Here is a 15458-nt window from a genome sequence, read left to right as displayed (position 1 = left end):
GACCATAGGGGGCGTGGCAAAGAAGCGCGGCACGGAAACACTGCGGGACATGGTGCTCTCGATGGCGGCGATCGGCGTCGTCGCCGGGGGCATCTGGCTCTTCATCCCGCACGACGAGAACCACGACCCCGTCAAGGTGGTCGGCTACCGGGTCGAGCTCGACCAGGCACGGCGCGACGCCCCGTACCAGGTGGCGGCCCCGGTGGGGCTCGGCGAGGACTGGCGGGCGACCTCGGTGACGTACGAGTCCACCGACCCGGGGGCGGTGCGGTGGCACCTGGGCTTCGTCGACCCGAAGAACGAGTACGCGGCCGTCGAGCAGAGCAACGAGGCCGCCGAGAAGTTCGTCGCGCTGAAGAGCCACGAGGCGAAGCGGGTGGGGACCCGCAGCGTCGGCGGTGAGACCTGGCAGCGCTACGAGGGCCACAAGTACGACGCGCTGGTGCGCGAGGAGGGCGGGGTGACCACGATGGTCACCGGCACGGCCCCGATGGCCCGGCTCGCGGAACTGGCCGCCGCGCTCGAAGAGCGGGGCGGCCGCCAGGGCTGAACCCCGACCCCTGAACCACGTCACCGCCACCGGCAGGGCCGGTGGCGGTGACGGTCGTCGTCAGACGGTGGTGACGACCTCGTCGTACGCCAGGCGCGGGCCGCGCTCGCGCCAGGCGTTCTCGCCCGGCTTGCCGATGTTGACCACGGCCAGCACGGAGTGGTCGCCGTCGGGGAAGAAGTCCTTGTCGATGGCGTCGGCGTCGTAGCCGGTCATCGGTCCGGCGGCCAGGCCCGCGGCGCGCACGCCCAGGATGAAGTAGCCGACCTGCAGGGCGGCGTTGAAGCCGGCGGACGCCTCACGCACCGGGCGCTCGGCGAAGAGCACCTCCTTGGCCTGCGGGAAGGACGGGAACTGGGCCGGCAGCTCCTCGTGGAACTCGTTGTCGGCGGCCAGGACCGCGACCAGCGGCGCCGTGGCGGTCTTCGCACGGTTGCCCTCGTTCATGTGGCCCACCAGACGCTCGCGGGCCTCGGGGGAGCGCACCAGCACGACGCGCAGCGGCTGCTGGTTGTAGGCGGTCGGGGCGTACTTGACCAGGTCGTACACGGCCTGGACCTGCTCGTCGGTCACCGGTTCGTCGGTGAAGGCGTTGGCGGTGCGCGCTTCGAGGAAGAGGAGGTTCTGGGCGGCGGTGTCGAGCTGGAGCGTCATCGGTACCTCTGTGGGGATGTGGAACCGCGCCCTGGGGAGGGGCGCGCCGGAACACTCCCCTCAGCATAGATGAAATTTCAACTAAACTTTCAACTATTCGGACGTGAAGCGGCTCACGCCGCCCGCACCCCGCTCACCCGGTCACTCCTCCTCCACGGCCTCCGGCCCCTGCCCGGCGCCGCCGCCGGACTCCTCCGCCAGGGCCGCGTCCAGCCGGGCGCGGGCGCCCTCCAGCCAGTCGCGGCACACCTTGGCGAGCTGCTCCCCCCGTTCCCACAGGGCGAGGGACTCCTCGAGCGTGGAGCCGCCGGCCTCCAGACGGCGAACGACGTCGACGAGCTCGTCGCGGGCCTGCTCGTACCCCAGCGTGTCCTGATCTGCCATGGCACCAGCCTAGGGCCGCCCTCCGACACGGCGGCCGGGCGCGCGGCGGCCGGCCCGGGAACGGCGCGCCGGCGGTCAGCGCGTGACGCGGACGGTGAACTCGCCCTCGGCCACCCGGGCGCGCAGCTTCTCCTCCTCGGCCACCTCGTCCGCGGCGCGCACGACCTGACCGTCCTCACGCTGCAGCACCGCGTACCCGCGCTGCAGCGTGGCGGCGGGGGAGAGCGCCACGACCCGGGCCCGGGTGTGCGCCAGCTCGTCCTCCGCCCGGTCCAGCCGGTGCCGCAGATGGCGGCGGGAGCGCTCCAGCAGCGCCGTGACCTGCTCGGCGCGCTCGTCGACCATCAGATGGGGCCGTGCCATGCACGGCCGGCTCACCGCCGCGGCCAGCCCCCGCTCCTCCCGGTCCAGCAGCCCGCGCATCACCCGCAGCGACCTTTGCCGCAGCTGCTCGACCCGGGCCAGCTCCTCGCCCACGTCCGGCACGACCCGCTTGGCCGCGTCGGTCGGCGTCGAGGCGCGGAGATCGGCCACCAGGTCCAGCAGCGGGGTGTCCGGCTCGTGCCCGATCGCCGACACCACGGGCGTACGGCACTCCGCGACCGTCCGCACCAGCCGCTCGTCCGAGAACGGCAGCAGGTCCTCCACGCTGCCGCCGCCCCGCGCCACGATGATCACGTCGACCTCGGGGTGCGCGTCCAGCCCGCGCACCGCCTCGATCACCTGGGGCACCGCGTACGCGCCCTGGACGGGCACGTTGCGCACCTCGAAGCGGACCGCGGGCCAGCGCAGTCGCGCGTTCTCCAGCACGTCCCGCTCGGCGGCCGACGCCCGGCCGCAGACCAGCCCGATCAGCTGCGGCAGGAACGGCAGCGGCCGCTTGCGCTCCCGTGCGAACAGGCCCTCGCCCGCCAGCCGCTTCTTCAGCTGCTCCAGCCGCAGCAGCAGGTCGCCGACGCCTATCGGGCGGATCTCCGCCGCGCGCAGCGACAGCTGACCGCGCGGTGCGTACCACTCCGGCTTGGCGTGCACCACGACCCGGGCGCCCTCGCCGACCGCCCCGTCGAAGGCGTCGAAGACCGCCCGGCGGCAGGTGACGCTGAGCGAGATGTCGTGCGACGGGTCGCGCAGCGTCAGGAACACCACGCCCGCGCCCGGGCGCCGTGACAACTGGGTGATCTGCCCCTCGACCCACACCGGGCCGAGCCGGTCGACCCAGCCGCCGATCAGCCGGGACACCTCGCCGACAGGGATCGGCGCCTCCGCGGACGTGTTCACAGCCATACGCCGAGACTAGCCCCCGCCACGGACAGTGACGCCCCTCCCGTCCGACCCGAATGGCACGCCCCGCTGTCCCCCCGCCCGGCCGCCGCGCAGGCTGGGGGCAACCCGGTAAACCGCTGACGTCGGTGACGCCGGCGTCACCGACAGGTCCCGGGAGTTCCCATGCGCCGACCCGGCCGGTACGGCTGGACCCCGTCCGAACGCCCGCCGCGCGTCCACGCCGGGCTCCGCGTGGGCCGCTACGGCCCCGGCTGCGGCTGTTTCAGCTGCCTTCCCCTGGCGGGCGCCGCCCTCGCGACCGGGTGGGCGCTCGCCGCCCGCCGTGCCGCCCGGGGCCCGCGGGGCTGCCGCTGAGCGCCGTGCCCGCTCCCGTGCCGTCCGCGCGTGCGCCCCGCGGCGCTCCGGCACCGCCTCCGCACCCCCGTCCGGACCACCCGGGGCAGCGATGGGGCCGCGTCCGGGCCCCGTACGATGGGCACATGACCGCTACGACTTCCCGCCGCGTCCTGCTCGCCGCCCCGCGAGGCTACTGCGCGGGTGTGGACCGTGCCGTGATCGCCGTCGAGAAGGCCCTGGAGCAGTACGGGGCCCCCGTGTACGTCCGCCACGAGATCGTCCACAACAAGTACGTCGTGCAGACCCTGGAGCGGAAGGGCGCGATCTTCGTCGAGCAGACGGAGGAGGTGCCGCCCGGGTCGATCGTCATGTTCTCCGCCCACGGCGTCGCCCCGGTCGTCCACGAGGAGGCCGCCAAGGGGCGGCTCGCCACGATCGACGCGACCTGCCCGCTGGTCACCAAGGTCCACAAGGAGGCCGTGCGGTTCGCAGGCGAGGACTACGACATCCTCCTGATCGGCCACGAGGGCCACGAGGAGGTCATCGGCACCTCCGGCGAGGCCCCCGACCACATCACCCTGGTCGACGGCCCCGGCGACGTCGAGAAGGTCGAGGTCCGCGACCCGTCCAAGGTCGTCTGGCTCTCCCAGACCACGCTCTCCGTGGACGAGACGATGGAGACCGTCGACGCGCTCAAGGAGAAGTTCCCGCTGCTGATCTCGCCGCCGAGCGACGACATCTGCTACGCCACGCAGAACCGTCAGCTCGCCGTGAAGCAGATGGGCGCCGAGGCCGAACTGGTCATCGTCGTCGGCTCGCGCAACTCCTCCAACTCCGTGCGCCTGGTCGAGGTCGCCAAGCTGGCCGGGGCCCGTGCCTCGTACCTGGTGGACTTCGCCGACGAGATCGACGAGGCGTGGCTGGACGGCGTGTCCACCGTCGGTGTCACCTCCGGCGCCTCCGTGCCCGAGGTGCTCGTCGAGCAGGTGCTGGAGTGGCTGGCCGCCCGCGGCTTCGAGGACGTGGAGATCGTCAAGGCCGCCGAGGAGTCGATCACCTTCTCGCTGCCCAAGGAGCTCCGCCGGGACCTGCGCGCCGAGGCCGCCGAACTGATGCGGGGCGGCACCTCCGAGGGGTGACCGACCGTGCCACGTCGTAGCGTTGGGGCATGAGCGTTTTCGGTGTGGACATCGGCGGATCGGGCATCAAGGGTGCCCCGGTCGACCTCGGGCGTGGTGACTTGGCGGAGGAGCGCTTCAAAGTGCTCACTCCCCATCCCGCGACCCCCGACGCCGTCGCGGAGTGCGTGAAGCAGGTCGTCGACCACTTCGGGTGGACGGGCCCCGTCGGGGCCACCTTCCCCGGAGTGGTCACGCACGGCATGACACGCACGGCGGCGAACGTCGACAAGGGCTGGATCGACATGGACGCCGCCGGGCTCCTGTCCCAGAAGGTCGGCTGCGCGGTGACCCTGCTCAACGACGCGGACGCCGCGGGCATGGCCGAGATGGAGTACGGGGCGGGCCGTGGCCGCAAGGGCACGGTCATCGTGCTCACCCTCGGCACCGGCATCGGCAGCGCCGTCTTCGTCGACGGCAACCTGCTGCCCAACACCGAACTGGGCCACCTCGAACTGCACGGCCACGACGCCGAGACGAAGGCCTCCACCAAGGCCAAGGACGACGAGGGCCTCACCTGGGAGCACTGGGCGAAGCGCCTGCACAAGTACCTCACCCACGTCGAGATGCTCTTCTCGCCCGAGCTGTTCATCCTCGGCGGCGGGGTCAGCCGCAAGGCCGACAGGTTCCTGCCGCTCCTGACCGGCATCAGGGCCGAGATCGTGCCGGCCGCGCTGCAGAACAACGCGGGCATCGTCGGCGCGGGCATGGCGGCGGCCGCCGTCCGCTCCTGACCGCGGCGGCCGGCGGGAGGCGGCCGGTGGAGGGCGGCGCTCAGCGGCGCCGTTCGCGCATCACATAGGCCACCTTCCGCGCGGCCGCGATCACCGCGGCACCGACCGTGCCCCCGTACAACCAGCCCGTCTGGGTGGCGAGCCCGGTCAGCAGGCCCATCAGGTGGCCCGTGAAGCCCCCGCCGTCGCCGCCGGCCGTCACGGCCAGCGCGATGGTGAAGGCGATGGGCGCGCTGACCGGCGCCGCCGACAGGTCGTACGGCCGTACGAACGCCCCGGCGGCGAGGCAGGCCAGCAGGAAGACGACCCCGAAGAGGGTGCCGGGCTCGCCCGTGATCAGCGAGTCCGCGGCGCCGCCGGCGAGCGCGGTCAGCGTGATGAAGACGCCCGTGCCCAGTCCGGTCAGCCGGGGCTCCGTCCGGCGCAGCCGCGCCACCCGCAGCAGCAGCGGCCCCCGGGGCAGACCGCCCCGGACGGCGGTCGCGCCCTGCGGGCGACGCTGCGGGCGGACCGGCCGCGGCAGCGGGGAGGCGGCGGTGGGTGCACCGCTGTTCTTGTGGGGTGTGCGCGCACTGTGTTGCTCCACGCACCCAACGTAGGCGCCGAGGAGGGGGGAAACGGGGGCAGGACACGACTTTTCACCGCCGCAGGGGGCCACTGGGGGCGCGGCCCGTCCCGGAGCCGGTGCGTTCCGTAGACTGGTGGATCGGTCCGCCGGTCGCCCGCCCGGGCGTGGCGGCCCATTCCACCCACCTCTCGCTACGGGAAGTCGTCACGTGTCGCTCACGATCGGAATCGTCGGCCTGCCGAACGTCGGCAAGTCGACCCTGTTCAACGCCCTGACCAAGAACGACGTGCTGGCGGCCAACTACCCGTTCGCCACGATCGAGCCCAACGTGGGCGTCGTCGGTGTCCCCGACCCCCGTCTGGACAAGCTCGCCGAGATCTTCGCCTCGCAGCGCAAGCTCCCGGCGACCGTGGACTTCGTGGACATCGCCGGCATCGTCCGCGGCGCCAGCGAGGGCGCGGGCCTGGGCAACAAGTTCCTCGCGAACATCCGCGAGTCCGACGCGATCTGCCAGGTCATCCGGGCCTTCGTCGACCCGGACGTGGTCCACGTCGACGGCAAGGTGTCCCCCAAGGACGACATCGAGACGATCAACACCGAGCTGATCCTCGCCGACCTGCAGACCATCGAGAAGGTCGTGCCGCGGCTGACCAAGGAGGTCCGCCTCCAGAAGGAGAAGGCGCCGGTGCTCGCCGCCGTCCAGGAGGCCCAGCAGATCCTCGAGGACGGCCGCACCCTGTTCTCCGCCGGCATCACCGCCGGCACGGAGAAGGGCCGGCTGCTGCACGAGCTGCACCTGATGACCACCAAGCCCTTCCTGTACGTCTTCAACGTCGACGAGGACGAGCTGACCGACGAGGCCTTCAAGGCCGAGCAGCGCGCCCTGGTCGCCCCGGCCGAGGCGATCTTCCTCAACGCCAAGATCGAGTCCGAGCTCATCGAGCTCGAGGACGACGAGGCCCTGGAACTGCTGCAGTCCATGGGCCAGGAGGAGCCGGGCCTGGCGACCCTCGTCCGGGTCGGCTTCGACACCCTCGGCCTGCAGACGTACCTGACCGCGGGCCCCAAGGAGGCCCGCGCCTGGACGATCAAGAAGGGCGCCACCGCCCCCGAGGCCGCCGGTGTGATCCACACCGACTTCCAGAAGGGCTTCATCAAGGCGGAGATCGTCTCCTTCGGCGACCTGGTGGAGGCCGGCTCCATCCCCGAGGCCCGCGCCAAGGGCAAGGCCCGCATGGAGGGCAAGGACTACGTCATGCAGGACGGCGACGTCGTGGAGTTCCGCTTCAACGTCTGACCTGCCGTTCCCTCCGGTGTCACGGGCCGGGCCCCCCGGGGTCCGGCCCTTCGTCGTTTCGCGCGTACATGCCAGGCGATGGTCGGCGGATGTACGGGAGGCCGCCGGATGGTGAATCGTTTCGGTCGCGGGGATGCACAGTGTGTGCAGGTCCTTTTGGGATGTGTGGGACGCGGGGTGGAATCGGCGCATCCCGGCTCCGAGATGTGAGGAAACGATGGCGTCCCTCGGCAGGCTCTACTCGATGTTCGACGACGTGGTACTCCCGGAGGAGATCCCGTACGCCCAGATGAGCGTCTGGGAGCAGAGGTACCTCTACCTCGTGGCGCGTCACCACGTGAACGGCACCGGCGCCCTCGTCGAGCTGGGCTCGGGCGGCGGTGGCTCCACCTACGCCATCGCCAAGGGGCTGCGGGAGAACCCCGCGTTCGACGAGCAGAAGGGCCGGCTGCACGCCTTCGACTTCTTCCGCGTGGGCAAGGGAACCTTCGCCACGCAGCGGTTCTTCAAGGCGGGCAAGGCGCCGGAGGGCGACAGCTCCTTCCGGGAGGACTTCGAGGCGGCGCTGGCCCCGTTCATGGGGTTCATCGAGGTCCACGCCGGCGACATATGGACCACCTCCGACCCGGAGGACAAGAGCCCCATCGAGTTCCTGCACGTCGACATCGCCAAGACGGCGCGGGTGTTCCGGTGCGTGGCGGAACGTTTCCTCCCGCGCCTGGAGCCCGGTGCGGTCGTGCTGCACCAGGACTTCGCGAGCCCCCGCCTGCCGTGGCTGCACCACAGCACCGGCGCCCTGCTCCCGTACATCGAGATCGCCGGTGCGCCGATCCGTTCCACCCTCGCCTTCGAGGTCGTCCGGCCGGTCCCGGCCGAGCTGCTGGAACGCATCGCCAAGGACGACCACACGGTGGACGAGAAGCTGGCCCTGATCACCGCGGTGCAGGACCAGGTCGACCTCGACCACACCGGACGGGTCCCCTTCAAGCAGGTCCTGGAGCTGGCCAAGGCGTACGTGTGCCACTACGCGGGCGACCACCAGCGCGCCTGGAAGATCGCCAAGCCGCTGCTGAAGGACCCGTACCTCTCGGAGACCCGCGCCGACCACTTCGCCCAGCTCCAGCGCGCCCTCGACCAGGAGGCCGCCCCCGCGCCGTCCCGGGTGCGGCGGCTGCTGCGCAAGGTGACGGGCGGCTGACCGCCCTCCCGCAGGTCACAGCACGGCGACGGAAACCGCGCACCGGGGGGTGCCGGCGGGTGCCGCGGGCCACCATGGCGGGCATGCGTACACGCCTCAGCACCGGAGTGCTCCTCGCGGCCGTGCTCCTCGCGGTCCCCGCCTGCAGCTCCGGCACCGACGACTCCGGCAGCAAGCCCGACGCCGGTGGCACGCCGTCCGTCGCGGCGTCCGGTTCGAAGGTGCCGGACATCAGCGAGGGCATCCCCGAGGAGCCGACCGGGGCCCGGCGCGCGGCGCTGCTCGCCGCGCTCAAGGCCGTCGACCCGGCCCTGGCGGCCGACGCGGACAAGGCCGTCGCCAACGCGCGTCAGCAGTGCGCCACCATCACCGGCGGCGGCAACGCGGTGGCCGCCGCGCAGTCGCGCTTCGGCAGCGCCGGCCACCAGCTCACCGAGGAACAGGCCAAGGCCGTCAACGAGGTGCTGGAGCAGACGCTCTGCACGTCCTGAGCCGCCCCGCCCCGCCCCGGTCTACGGGGACGGGGCGGAGGCCACCGGGTTGATGCTGTCGAAGCAGACCAGGCCCCGGGCCTGCGACAGCAGGAACGAGCCGCTGTAGGCGTCCGCGGTGATCTCGGCGTCGAAGGACCCGCTCCGCAGCCACTGTGCGTCCGCCGGGAGGAAGCCGGCCAGCCGGCCCGGGAGCACGGGCAGGCTCGCCGGGCGGAAGTCGTGGTGCGCGGTGAGCGCGGCGACCCGGCCGTCCGTGAGGGCGGCGACGCCGACCACCCGTACGTCCGAAGGACCGGGGACCGACCTGCCGTCGTTGCCCGCGACCAGGTCGTACCCCAGCCAGTGGGCGCCGTGGAGCCGACCCAGCAGCGGGGAACGCCGCTCCAGCGGGGCGGTGTCCGTCCGTACCGGGCCCTCCGCGGCCTCGCGCCGCTCCGCCTCCGGACGCCGCGAGCCGCACCCGGCCGCGAGCACCGCCGCACCCGCGGCCAGCACCGTCCGTCGTGTCGTCATGCGCCCGCCCCCTGACGGCCCGCTTCGATCGCCGGGTTCTCCAGCGTCGTCCAGAAGGCGGCGTCCGGCTCCGGCGGCAACGGAGGGGAGCCGAGGTCGGCGTGGAGCGCGGCGCGCCAGCCGGGGGAGATCCGGGAGCGGACGTCGGCGGTCCTCACCAGCGCCCGGTGGGGCAGGTCGGTGAGCAGCAGCACGAAGCACATGACGGCCTGTGTGCGGACGCCGTCGTGGTGGGCGGACGCCTCGCGGCGGACCTGGCGCAGCCTGAGCCCGAGCGGACCGGTGCCGGTGAGCCCGACGGTGCGGCCGCCGTCGAGGGTGTCCAGGGCGGCGGCGACCTCGGGGTACCTTGCCAGGCCGGACTCTTCGGCGAGCCGGCGCATCTGCCGGGCCGCGGCGGTGGCGACCGTCGCGCGGGGGAGCGTGGCCACGAGTGCGCCGAGACCGCCCAGCGTGCGCACGTGGACGGCGCGCAGCGGCTCCTCGGAGCCGCGCGGCGGCAGCGGCGGCAGCGAGGCGTCGTCGGAGGAGGGCAGCGGGTCCGAGGGATCGCCCCACTCGGGGTGGGCGCGCTCGGAGTCGTCCCACTCCAGGACGCCGTCGCTGACGACGGGCCAGGTCCGGCCGCCCTGGAAGGGCAGCCCGCGCTCCAGGCTGTCGGCGACGTCGCCCAGGTACGCGCCCAGCGACGGGGCGTGGCCGAAGTCGGTGCCGGACCCGTCGAAGAAGCGGCCGACCGCGCCGAAGGACGCGCCGGGGCGGCAGTCCACGGTCAGGCCGTCCGCGGTGATGGCGTAGGAGGCGAACTGCACGAAGCGGTGGTGCCAGTAGGCGCCGTCGTTCTCCGCCTCGTCCTCGTCGAGGACCTCGGCCAGCATGCCGCGCAGGAAACCGGACCGCTCCTCGCATCCGTGGGTGCCCAGCAGACCGTCGTGCGTCGGCAGGAGGAAGTCCTCGTCCGCCCCGTCGTGCCGGCGCAGCGTGGCCACCAGGTCCGGCGGGAAGGTGACGCCCATGCGCCGCTGCACCGCGGCGATCTCCTCCCGCGGCGCCGGCGGGTGGAGCATGGCGAACGTCGCCGGGGCGTGGGTGCCCAGCCAGAAGTCGATGCGGTCCCAGGCCTGTTCGGCCGCTTCGGCGGACATCGTGCTCCCCCTCGGTGTCGGCGCCCCGCTGGCAGAACCCTAACGGTGGCCGCCGACAGCGGGTCGCGGAGGCCGGGATATATTCGCGCGGCCGTTCGCCACGCCACCCGCCCGTGAGGAGCCGTTCCGTGCAGCCTCCGCCGTATCCGTCGTACCCCCTCCAGCCGGCGCTCCCGCCCGCGGCGCAGCGGGCGCCGCTGAACGGGCTCGCCGTCGCCGCGCTGGTGACCGGGCTGCTGTGCATGCTGCCGGTGGTCGGCGTCGTGCTGGGGACGATCGCGCTGGTGCAGATCAAACGGACGGGCGCGCGCGGCAAGGGCATGGCCGTCACCGGCCTGGTGCTGTCGGCCGTCGGCACGCTGCTGTGCGCCCTGGTGCTCGCCGGCGGGGCCGCCGCGTTCGTCAAGAGCTTCAAGGAGGGCGTCAGGGAAGGGGCGCGGGACGACGGCGCCTTCTCGCTGCGCCGGGGCGACTGCTTCGACACCCCCGGCGGCGACCTGGAGGCCCCGACCACCGACATGGACACCGTGTCCTGCGCACAGGGGCACGCCGGCGAGGTGGTCGGGACCTTCCGGCTGCCCGGGCCCCAGGGCTACCCGGGCGACACGGAGCTCAAGGACCTCGTGGAGGACCGCTGCCAACGGCTGTCCGACACCTACGCCATGGACAGCTGGGCGGTGCCGGCGGACGTCAGGGTGTACTACTACGCCCCGGACCGGGGGACCTGGAAGCTCGGGGACCGGGAGGTGACCTGCGTGTTCGGCAAGGAGAAGGGCGTGCTCAAGGGCTCCCTGCGGCAGGACGCGAGCACGCTCGACGCGCACCAGGTCGCCTATCTGAAGGCCGCCAACGTCCTCAACGAGGCCATGGCGAAGGGGCCGGAGGAGGAGTACGTCGAGGACGACCTCGAGGGCTACCGCACCTGGGCCGGCGAGGTCTCGGTCGCCCTCGCCGCCGAGGCCCGGGCGCTGGACGCCCACGACTGGCCGGCCGGTGCCGAGCAACCGGTCGCCGCGCTCGTGGCGGAGGCCGGGAAGTCACGCGCGCACTGGGCCAAGGCCGCCGTGGCGAAGGACGCGGACGCCTACTACGAGCACTACGAGGCGGCGGACTCGCACAGTGGCCACGAGGAGGCCGTCAGGGCGCGGGAGGCGCTGGGGCTGGTCACGACGGTCGCGGCGGCGAACCCTTCGGTGTGACCAGCCCCGACTCGTAGGCGTAGACGACCAGTTGAGCACGGTCGCGGGCGCCCAGCTTGGTCATCGCCCGGCTGACGTGGGTCTTGGCGGTGAGCGGGCTGATGACCATCCGCCCGGCGACCTCCTCGTTGCTGAGCCCGCGGGCGACGAGCGCGAGCACCTCGCGCTCCCGGTTGGTCAGCGCCTCCAGGCCCGCCGCGTGCGTGGCGTCGGGCGGCCGCGCGACGAACTCGCCGATCAGCCTGCGGGTGATGGCGGGGGAGAGCAGGGCGTCGCCGCGCTCGGCGACGTGGATGGCCTGGACGAGGTCGGCGGGTTCGGTGTCCTTCAGCAGGAATCCGCTGGCGCCGGCGCGCAGCGCGTCGAAGACGTACTCGTCCAGGCCGTAGTTGGTCAGGATGACCACGTGGACGCCGGCCAGCCGCGGATCGGCGGCGATCAGCCGGGTCGCGCCGATCCCGTCGAGCACGGGCATCTGGACGTCGAGGAGCACCACGTCGGGCACGTGGCGCCGGGCGAGTTCGACGCCCTGCTGACCGTCGCCCGCCTCGGCCACCACCTCGATGCCGTCCTCGGCGTCGAGGAGGGCTCGGAATCCCGCCCGCATCAGCGCCTGGTCGTCGACGATCAGCACGCGGATCACGACACCTCCTCCAGCGGCGCCCCGGCCGCCCCGGGCGCCGTCCTGCCGTCGGCCGCCGGCAGTGCGTCCAGGGGGAGTTCGGCCCGCACGGAGAAGCCGCCCTCGGGCCGCGGCCCGGCGTGCAGCCGCCCGCCGAGCGCGGTCACCCGCTCCCGCATCCCGGTCAGCCCGACCCCGGGCACCGGGCCGTCGCCGGGTGCCGAGGTGCCGTCGTCGTCGATCTGGACGACCAGTTCCCGGTCGCCGTACTCGATGCGGACGGTGGCGCGGGGCTCAGGACCGGCGTGCCGGGTGACGTTGGTGAGCGCCTCCTGCACGATGCGGTAGGCGGCCCGGTCGACCCCGTCGGCCAGCGGCCGTTCCCGTCCGCCGACCGTGACGCTGGTGGGCAGACCGGCCGTGCGCGAGCGCTCCACCAGGTCCTCGATCCGGTCCAGCCCGTGGCCGCCGCCGGTGCCGCGCAGCACCTCCAGGGTCGCGCGCAGCTCCCGCATCGCCTCCCCGCTCGCCTCCTGGATCGCCAGCAGCGCGGCGGGCACCTCCTCGCCGCGCTTGCGGGCCAGGTGGACGGCGACCCCGGCCTGCAGCTTGATGATCGAGATGCTGTGGGTGAGCGAGTCGTGCAGCTCCCGGGCGATCCGCAGCCGTTCCTCGCCGGCCCGGCGCAACGCCGCCTCCTCGCGGGTGCGTTCGGCGTCCAGCGCCCGCCGCTCCAGCTGCTCCAGGTAGGCCCGGCGGTGCCGGCCCACCACGGCCATGGCGACCGAGGCCAGGAACCAGCCGAGCAGCAGCGCGGTGGACTGCGCAGAGGTCGGCGCGGGCTGCCCGGAGGCGAGGTAGCCGGTGAGGAACGCCAGGGCCGACAGCTGCACCGGCAGCCGCTTCCCGCCCGACCTGACCGCCATGTGGACCGCGACCAGCACGGGGAACGCCGCCGAGGGGCCGGGGTGCACCCGCAGCGCGTACGCCAGCATGCAGCCCGTGCACAGCAGCAGTGCCGCCGCCGGCCGGCGGCGGCTCCCGGCGACCGCCAGCGCGCCCACCAGGCCCAGCGCCAGGTCGAGGGCGTTCGAGGGGCGCGGCACCCCGGGCAGCAGCAGGACGTCGACGGCCAGGACGACGCCGATCACCGCGTCGAAGGCGACGCCACGCCACCCCCGCAGCCCGGCCCACCCCTGACGCCCGATCAGCGTGCCACCCATGCCCGCACCCTACGCCGCCCAGCGGGGCGGCACGTCCTCCCCGAAGACGGCTCCGCGGCTACTCCCGGTGGAGTAGTCCCGCCTACGGCCCCGGCGCCCGGAGCAGTGGCATCCCCCTTCCCCCGGAGGACGACCGGCGGGACCCCGGGCGGCCACCATCGACCCGTCGAGAACACCGCCGTCCACGAGCCGTCAGCGAGGAGGCCCGGCCATGGCCACGCCCTTCCGTCTCACCACTCCCGCGCCACCCGGCGACGCCACGGGCCGTACCGCCGAGGTCTACGCCCAGCTCGCCGCCGACTTCGGCATCGGCCGCGCACCGACCTTCGTCGCGCTGTCGGCCGCCCCCGACCTGCTCGCGGCGACCTGGGCCGTGCTGCGCGAGTCGCTGCTGGCCGGCCGCGTGCCGCGCACCGACAAGGAGCTCGTCGCCCTGGGGGTGTCGGCGGCGAACCGCTGCCCCTTCTGCGTGGACGCGCACACCGTCCTGCTGCACGCCACGGGTGACCACCGCCTCGCCGAGACGGTCGCCCGCGGCGGCACGCCGGACGACCCCGCCCAGGCCGCGCTGGTCGCCTGGGGCGGGGCGACCGCGACCCCCGGCGCCCCCGCGGCCGTGGCATACCCCTTCGGCCCGCAGGACGCGCCGGAGTTCATCGGCACCGCGCTCGCCTTCCACTTCGTCAACCGGATGGTGTCCGCCCTGCTGACCGAGGACATGCTCCCCGGCGGACTGCAGCGGCTGCGGCTGGTGCGCAGCCTGGGTGGCCGGGCCCTGGCCCGCACCGTCCGCCGGCCGCTGCCGCCGGGGGCCAGCCTGCCCCTGCTGCGCGGCCCGGCCGGACCCGCGCCGGAGTGGGCCGCGGACGCCCCGGTGGGCACCGCCTTCGCCGCGCTGCGGCGGGCCGCCGCCGTGGGCGGGCAGCGGCTCGGCGACGCGGCCCGGGAGGCGGTGGTGGCCGCGGTCGACGCCTGGGACGGCGCGCATCCGCCGCTAGGCGGCGACTGGACCGCAGCTCCGCTCGCCGCCGTACCCGCCGCCGAACGGCCCGGCGCACGGCTGGCGCTGCTCGCCGCACTCGCCCCGTACCGGATCACCGAGGCGGACGCCGAGGCCTGGCGGATCGCCGATCCCGACCCCTACGACGCCGATCTGGTGAGGGTGCTGGCCTTCGGCGCGATGACCGCGGTGCACCGGATCGAGACCTCGGTCCACGAGCCTTTGCGTCGCCCCAGGTTGACAGCCCATTGACAGAGCCACGACGATGCGTGGTGCCACTGGGGCCGATGAGCCCCGTGTGCACTTCGACCACTCGCCCGGTGACGCCTCGGCCTGCTCACGTACGGGGAGAGCTGCCGTCAGCCGCGCCCGCCGGGCCACGCAACGCCAAGATTGGGTTCTGCATGTCCATATCGCGACGTGTCACCGTCGGACGGCTGCTGGGCGTGAGCGCCGCGGCCGTCGCCCTCACCGCCGTGGGTGCCACCTCCGCCTGGGCCGGCGACTGCCCGGGCGGCAAGGGCTGGGACCGCGGTGGCCACCACGGCTACAAGCCCGGCCAGGGCGGCGGCACCAAGACCTCCACCGACCGCTGCGAGTTCTCGCTCGACGGCACGGCCTGGTACCCGTCGGTCAAGGTCGACGACGTCAACCTCAAGCCCGGCGAGGACGGCAAGGTCCACGTCAAGGTCCGGGTCGCGGACGGCTCCTCGTCCTGCACCGTGTCCCTCGCCTCCTACCGCACCCACGGCGCCACCTTCCAGACCTCCGGCAAGCAGGTGTTCCACGACTGGGACACCGTGAAGATCACCACCGGCACCGACACCCTCGACGTGGCCGTGCCGGACGTCACCTGCTTCGCGCAGATCGACCTGTACTACGGCAACAAGAAGTACGACGGCGTCCTGGACGCCAACGACGGCTACGAGCACGGCGACCTGCCCGAGGGCCCGGACCACGCGGTCATCGGCGACAAGAAGATCGCCTGGTGGAACGGCGGCACGAAGGACTGCACCACGCAGACCGTCCCGTCCACCCCCGCCACCTCGACCCCGACCACCCCCTCGGGCGGCGAGACC

At 73.5% G+C, this 15458-nt stretch carries 18 protein-coding genes; 10 read left to right on the top strand and 8 right to left on the bottom strand.

The annotated features are described in order from the left end of the window. The first annotated feature begins 13 nt into the window (after positions 1 to 13). A complete protein-coding gene (locus PV341_RS08810) occupies positions 14 to 550 on the top strand; it encodes a DUF4245 domain-containing protein (protein ID WP_500332245.1) in 537 nt (178 codons plus the stop codon). A 60-nt stretch (positions 551 to 610) separates the two neighbouring features. On the opposite strand, the gene PV341_RS08805 is transcribed toward PV341_RS08810, so the two are convergent. From PV341_RS08805 to xseA, 3 genes are all read right to left on the bottom strand, one after another. Next, the gene (locus tag PV341_RS08805) at positions 611 to 1204 is read right to left on the bottom strand and encodes a malonic semialdehyde reductase (RefSeq protein ID WP_500332246.1); all 594 of its coding nucleotides are present in this window, start codon (positions 1202 to 1204) and stop codon (positions 611 to 613) included. Between the two features lie 141 nt (positions 1205 to 1345). After that, positions 1346 to 1588: an exodeoxyribonuclease VII small subunit gene (locus PV341_RS08800; RefSeq protein WP_500332247.1), complete on the bottom strand. Its 243-nt coding sequence runs from the start codon at positions 1586 to 1588 to the stop codon at positions 1346 to 1348. Positions 1589 to 1663: 75 nt separating this feature from the next. Next, entirely contained in the window at positions 1664 to 2872 is a 1209-nt protein-coding gene (gene xseA, locus PV341_RS08795; RefSeq protein WP_500332248.1) for an exodeoxyribonuclease VII large subunit, read from the bottom strand. 162 nt (positions 2873 to 3034) lie between these two features. Between xseA and PV341_RS08790 the strand changes: the two genes are divergently transcribed. The 3 genes from PV341_RS08790 to ppgK all read left to right on the top strand — a co-directional run bounded on the left by PV341_RS08790 (position 3035) and on the right by ppgK (position 5120). Then, positions 3035 to 3226: a hypothetical protein gene (locus PV341_RS08790; RefSeq protein ID WP_500332249.1), complete on the top strand. Its 192-nt coding sequence runs from the start codon at positions 3035 to 3037 to the stop codon at positions 3224 to 3226. Between the two features lie 125 nt (positions 3227 to 3351). After that, a complete protein-coding gene (locus PV341_RS08785) occupies positions 3352 to 4347 on the top strand; it encodes a 4-hydroxy-3-methylbut-2-enyl diphosphate reductase (RefSeq protein WP_499513726.1) in 996 nt (331 codons plus the stop codon). Between the two features lie 29 nt (positions 4348 to 4376). Continuing rightward, positions 4377 to 5120: a polyphosphate--glucose phosphotransferase gene (gene ppgK / locus PV341_RS08780; protein WP_500332250.1), complete on the top strand. Its 744-nt coding sequence runs from the start codon at positions 4377 to 4379 to the stop codon at positions 5118 to 5120. Positions 5121 to 5160: 40 nt separating this feature from the next. Here ppgK and PV341_RS08775 read toward each other — a convergent pair whose 3' ends face one another. Then, a complete protein-coding gene (locus tag PV341_RS08775; RefSeq protein WP_500332251.1) occupies positions 5161 to 5706 on the bottom strand; it encodes a DUF6542 domain-containing protein in 546 nt (181 codons plus the stop codon). Between the two features lie 190 nt (positions 5707 to 5896). Between PV341_RS08775 and ychF the strand changes: the two genes are divergently transcribed. The 3 genes from ychF to PV341_RS08760 all read left to right on the top strand — a co-directional run bounded on the left by ychF (position 5897) and on the right by PV341_RS08760 (position 8674). Further along, positions 5897 to 6985, top strand: coding sequence for a redox-regulated ATPase YchF (gene ychF, locus PV341_RS08770; RefSeq protein ID WP_500357284.1), 1089 nt, complete (start codon positions 5897 to 5899; stop codon positions 6983 to 6985). 217 nt (positions 6986 to 7202) lie between these two features. Continuing rightward, on the top strand, positions 7203 to 8183 hold the full coding sequence (locus PV341_RS08765) for a class I SAM-dependent methyltransferase (RefSeq protein WP_500357282.1): 981 nt from the start codon (positions 7203 to 7205) through the stop codon (positions 8181 to 8183). 83 nt (positions 8184 to 8266) lie between these two features. Next, complete coding sequence (locus PV341_RS08760; protein WP_500332253.1) at positions 8267 to 8674, top strand: hypothetical protein; 408 nt, start codon at positions 8267 to 8269, stop codon at positions 8672 to 8674. A gap of 21 nt (positions 8675 to 8695) precedes the next feature. Here the strand turns inward: PV341_RS08760 and PV341_RS08755 are convergent, their stop codons facing one another. Continuing rightward, positions 8696 to 9190 (bottom strand): hypothetical protein, encoded by a 495-nt coding sequence (locus PV341_RS08755; protein WP_500357281.1) that lies wholly within the window; start codon positions 9188 to 9190, stop codon positions 8696 to 8698. Next, a complete protein-coding gene (locus PV341_RS08750) occupies positions 9187 to 10335 on the bottom strand; it encodes an SMI1/KNR4 family protein (RefSeq protein WP_500332255.1) in 1149 nt (382 codons plus the stop codon). The genes PV341_RS08755 and PV341_RS08750 overlap by 4 nt, the downstream gene beginning before the upstream one ends. Before the next feature lie 128 nt (positions 10336 to 10463). Here PV341_RS08750 and PV341_RS08745 point away from each other — a divergent pair, with 128 nt between their 5' ends. Continuing rightward, the gene (locus PV341_RS08745; RefSeq protein ID WP_500357279.1) at positions 10464 to 11534 is read left to right on the top strand and encodes a DUF4190 domain-containing protein; all 1071 of its coding nucleotides are present in this window, start codon (positions 10464 to 10466) and stop codon (positions 11532 to 11534) included. Here PV341_RS08745 and PV341_RS08740 read toward each other — a convergent pair. Together PV341_RS08740 and PV341_RS08735 are read right to left on the bottom strand one after the other, a co-directional pair. Beyond that, a complete protein-coding gene (locus PV341_RS08740; protein WP_500357278.1) occupies positions 11500 to 12177 on the bottom strand; it encodes a response regulator in 678 nt (225 codons plus the stop codon). The genes PV341_RS08745 and PV341_RS08740 overlap by 35 nt on opposite strands. Continuing rightward, a complete protein-coding gene (locus PV341_RS08735) occupies positions 12174 to 13379 on the bottom strand; it encodes a sensor histidine kinase (protein ID WP_500357276.1) in 1206 nt (401 codons plus the stop codon). The genes PV341_RS08740 and PV341_RS08735 overlap by 4 nt, the downstream gene beginning before the upstream one ends. A gap of 211 nt (positions 13380 to 13590) precedes the next feature. Between PV341_RS08735 and PV341_RS08730 the strand changes: the two genes are divergently transcribed. Then, a complete protein-coding gene (locus tag PV341_RS08730) occupies positions 13591 to 14631 on the top strand; it encodes a carboxymuconolactone decarboxylase family protein (protein ID WP_500357274.1) in 1041 nt (346 codons plus the stop codon). A gap of 152 nt (positions 14632 to 14783) precedes the next feature. Continuing rightward, positions 14784 to 15458 (top strand): hypothetical protein (locus tag PV341_RS08725; protein ID WP_500357273.1); only part of this gene is annotated, 675 nt, incomplete at its 3' end.

This window comes from Streptomyces sp. PA03-1a (assembly GCF_033792805.1).
Lineage (GTDB): Bacteria > Actinomycetota > Actinomycetes > Streptomycetales > Streptomycetaceae > Actinacidiphila.
This window is presented reverse-complemented; position numbering and strand designations above follow the sequence as displayed.

Excerpts from the sequence above, each read along its gene's own strand:
- PV341_RS08805 (WP_500332246.1), bottom strand. The coding sequence starts at position 1,204 with ATGACGCTCCAGCTCGACACCGCCGCCCAGAACCTCCTCTTCCTCGAA.
- PV341_RS08800 (WP_500332247.1), bottom strand. The coding sequence starts at position 1,588 with ATGGCAGATCAGGACACGCTGGGGTACGAGCAGGCCCGCGACGAGCTC.
- xseA (WP_500332248.1), bottom strand. The coding sequence starts at position 2,872 with ATGGCTGTGAACACGTCCGCGGAGGCGCCGATCCCTGTCGGCGAGGTG.
- PV341_RS08790 (WP_500332249.1), top strand. The coding sequence starts at position 3,035 with ATGCGCCGACCCGGCCGGTACGGCTGGACCCCGTCCGAACGCCCGCCG.
- PV341_RS08785 (WP_499513726.1), top strand. The coding sequence starts at position 3,352 with ATGACCGCTACGACTTCCCGCCGCGTCCTGCTCGCCGCCCCGCGAGGC.
- ppgK (WP_500332250.1), top strand. The coding sequence starts at position 4,377 with ATGAGCGTTTTCGGTGTGGACATCGGCGGATCGGGCATCAAGGGTGCC.
- PV341_RS08765 (WP_500357282.1), top strand. The coding sequence starts at position 7,203 with ATGGCGTCCCTCGGCAGGCTCTACTCGATGTTCGACGACGTGGTACTC.
- PV341_RS08760 (WP_500332253.1), top strand. The coding sequence starts at position 8,267 with ATGCGTACACGCCTCAGCACCGGAGTGCTCCTCGCGGCCGTGCTCCTC.
- PV341_RS08755 (WP_500357281.1), bottom strand. The coding sequence starts at position 9,190 with ATGACGACACGACGGACGGTGCTGGCCGCGGGTGCGGCGGTGCTCGCG.
- PV341_RS08750 (WP_500332255.1), bottom strand. The coding sequence starts at position 10,335 with ATGTCCGCCGAAGCGGCCGAACAGGCCTGGGACCGCATCGACTTCTGG.
- PV341_RS08735 (WP_500357276.1), bottom strand. The coding sequence starts at position 13,379 with ATGGGTGGCACGCTGATCGGGCGTCAGGGGTGGGCCGGGCTGCGGGGG.
- PV341_RS08730 (WP_500357274.1), top strand. The coding sequence starts at position 13,591 with ATGGCCACGCCCTTCCGTCTCACCACTCCCGCGCCACCCGGCGACGCC.